Source organism: Mycobacterium sp. (assembly GCF_049280035.1).
Taxonomy (GTDB): domain Bacteria; phylum Actinomycetota; class Actinomycetes; order Mycobacteriales; family Mycobacteriaceae; genus Mycobacterium.
Genome location: NZ_JBAPPI010000241.1, coordinates 1 through 2839 on the forward strand (window position 1 = coordinate 1; position 2839 = coordinate 2839).

Consider the following 2839-nt stretch of genomic DNA (forward strand, 5'->3'; position numbering starts at 1 on the left):
GGCTCCACCCGTCTTGAATGCTGCCGTAGCCGTAGTTGACCAGCACCGACATGTCGGGCTGCAGCAGATCGGCCAGCGGATTGCCGATGACGGGGATGAACCGCAGCGGGTCCAACAGCGGCAAATCCTCGGGAACCATGTAGTAGTTGGTCAGCATGTCGGCCGTCGACGTCGGCAATTGGATCGCGTCGGCGAGCTGGCCGGGAAGCGGATTGAGATACGTGATGTGGTCGAAGAGGATGCCCAAGAACGCGTTGAGGTCCGACAGGAAATCGATTGGGTACTTCGGGAAGTCGGCGAAACCGTCGTATTCGTTGGTGTAGATGTCGGTCGGGTAGAGATCGGCCGGCGTGGCGCCATCGAAGGTGATGCCCAGGCTCGGGACCGACGGATCCGAACCGGCGGGGATATCGAAGCGTTCCAGTAAGCCGCCATCGGGATTGCTGGCATCACCGACCATGATGAAGTGCACGTCATCGCTGGGCACACCTTGGGCGGCGAGTTCGGGCATGGTCAGCCCGGAGAAATCCGCGCTCTGCGACCAGCCGAAGACCACCACCGGGTTCGCGGCGTCCACTCCCCCGGCAGCGATTTGACTCTGGATCGCGGAGTCCAGAATCTGTTCCTCCTGCGCGAACGAGGTGTCGACGGGCAGGGTGTGCACGCCGGTGACCGGATACAACCCCTCGGGCGTGAACGGCGCTTGGACGGTGCCGTCGAAGCCACGCGGCTGCAGGTAGAACTGCTCGACGGCCTCTTGGTATCCCTGGCTTGCGACCGGCGTCCCGCTAGTGCCGAAGATCAATGCCGTGCCGTCGCCGAGCGGCGAATCCGCGTTGTCGACACTGGTCAGATGTATCTGTGCGTGGTGTCGCAGGGGTGGGACGGCGACGAGGGCTCCGACGACGGCGACGGCGAGGGTGAGAGCAGTTGTTGCACGGCCTGGCATGGCGTCTCCCCTGCTTGAGCGACTGTGACCGAAATTACAACACGATGTCCAGTTGGAAACAAGACCTCTTGCTGAAAAGGCGGTTGGCGCTAGAATTCGGCGCCATGGCAGCACCGCGCACCTCCGCGCAACCCCGGCCGCGCAGGATCCGCGGCCTGGACGCCGAACAGCGCCGTGAGCAGCGTCGTGAACAACTCTTGGTGGCGGCGTTCGAGCTGTTCGCCCGCGACGGGTACGCCAACACGTCGATCGAGCAGATCTGCCAGACCGCGTACGTCGGCAACAAAGCGTTCTACGACCTGTTCGACAGCAAGGAGGATTGCTATATAGCGCTGCTGCGTCAAGTTTCCGAACGCATCGAAGAGCAAGTGGCGCAAGCGATGCGGGAGTCGGCCGATGCCGACGAAGAAGAAACCGTGCGTCGGGTGTTGTCCGCGTTCGCGCACACACTGGTCGATGACCCTCGCGTCGCGATGGTGACTTTCGGTGTGGCCGCGGGCATTTCACCGCGCGTCGAAGCTCAGCGGCGGGAGAACCGGCGCTGGGCGGCGTCTTTCCTCGAAGCATTCTGGCGTCGCAACCAGCCGCCCGGTGAGCATGGCGGCGGGATCAACTATCACGCGTTGGCGGTTGCCACCGTTGGTGGACTGTTCGAGACGGTCACCGACTTTCTGCACGAGACGGATCCGCCACGGCCGCGGACATTCGACGACCTCATCTCCGATCTGAGCACGTTCATGTCGGTGGTCGAGGCCGGCATTCACGCGCGCGGCTGACCGGACCCCGTGAACTGGTCCACGACGAACGAGAGTTACCGTCGCCTGGAGGTCATCGAGACGATCGGTCTCGGCCCCACGACAACATCATCGACGTCGGTGGTGGCGCCTCGATGCTCGTCGGCCCCCTCCTCGAGAGGCTCGGCGGGAAGGCTACTTACTCGGCGGGAAGGTGCTTTAGTAGCACGGCGATCCCCAGCCATCAATTACACTGCCGTTGGCATAGATCGGCCTCAAGCGAGGGAGCGATATGACCGAGGCAGCCGAGGTGGATGCGGGCCTGCGGCAATCGCGTGAGCAAACTGTCCTAGCGCATCTCGAGGCAGAAAATCAGCAGGACGTCGCGGCGACGCTCGCGACATTCAAACCCGGTGCCGCGCGAACGGAATTGCCCGGGGAGGTCGCCGACGGTCATGACGCGGTCGCCGCCAGCTACCGTGAACTCTTCACCGCTCTTCCAGACCTGCACTTCGACATCAAGCCCGGTTCACTGTGTCACCACGGTGACCGCGTGATGACTGAGACGTGCATGCACGGCACCCACCGGGGACCCTTTCGCGGCCTGCCGCCGACCGGCCGCCGCCTCGAATGGCCGGCGTTGTTGATCTTCCAGTTCGATGGCCCCGACCTCGTTAGCGAACGCGTCTACTACGACCGCCTTTCGCTGTTCATCCAGCTCGGTGTCGCTCGCGAACTCAACACCCTGACCGGTCGGATCATGACTCTGCTTAACCACCCCGTGACGGTCGCGCGAGCGGCGCTGCGTTCGCGCAGGATCGACAATTCGTAGCGCCGCGACATCTTGATCAGTTCCCACAGCATCGACGAGTCACTGTCAGCATTTCCTGTCAGCGACCCGACAAGAGCGAGGATCGGTTATCGAGGTGTTCGTTGTGCCCGTCTCTGAGCGACTTGCCCCGCGCGAGATGCCCATACCCCGGTTGGGTAATTTCCTTGCCCTGCAAAGTCGTTCGGGAAACCGATCTCAGCTATGACTTGTGCGATGAAGCCGAAAGTCGATGCGTTAATGCGCAACTACGCAGGCGACGTGCCGGGCGCGGCGGTGCTCGTGCTGCGCGACGGTCAACCGATCGTGCGCGCAAGCTACGGCCTC

The 2839-nt window shown here is 63.1% G+C and carries 3 protein-coding genes; 2 read left to right on the forward strand and 1 reads right to left on the reverse strand.

The window, feature by feature from the left end:
• A partial coding sequence (locus WAN71_RS07705; RefSeq protein WP_422224766.1) for a PE-PPE domain-containing protein occupies positions 1 to 949 on the reverse strand: 949 nt, incomplete at its 3' end.
• A gap of 104 nt (positions 950 to 1053) precedes the next feature.
• On the opposite strand from WAN71_RS07705, the gene WAN71_RS07710 reads away from it, so the two are divergent.
• A complete protein-coding gene (locus tag WAN71_RS07710; protein WP_422224767.1) occupies positions 1054 to 1725 on the forward strand; it encodes a TetR/AcrR family transcriptional regulator in 672 nt (223 codons plus the stop codon).
• 250 nt (positions 1726 to 1975) lie between these two features.
• Positions 1976 to 2515: an ester cyclase gene (locus WAN71_RS07715; protein WP_422224768.1), complete on the forward strand. Its 540-nt coding sequence runs from the start codon at positions 1976 to 1978 to the stop codon at positions 2513 to 2515.
• Positions 2516 to 2839: the final 324 nt, after the last annotated feature.

Coding starts and splice junctions, on each gene's coding strand:
- WAN71_RS07710 (WP_422224767.1), top strand. CDS start 1,054: ATGGCAGCACCGCGCACCTCCGCGCAACCCCGGCCGCGCAGGATCCGC.
- WAN71_RS07715 (WP_422224768.1), top strand. CDS start 1,976: ATGACCGAGGCAGCCGAGGTGGATGCGGGCCTGCGGCAATCGCGTGAG.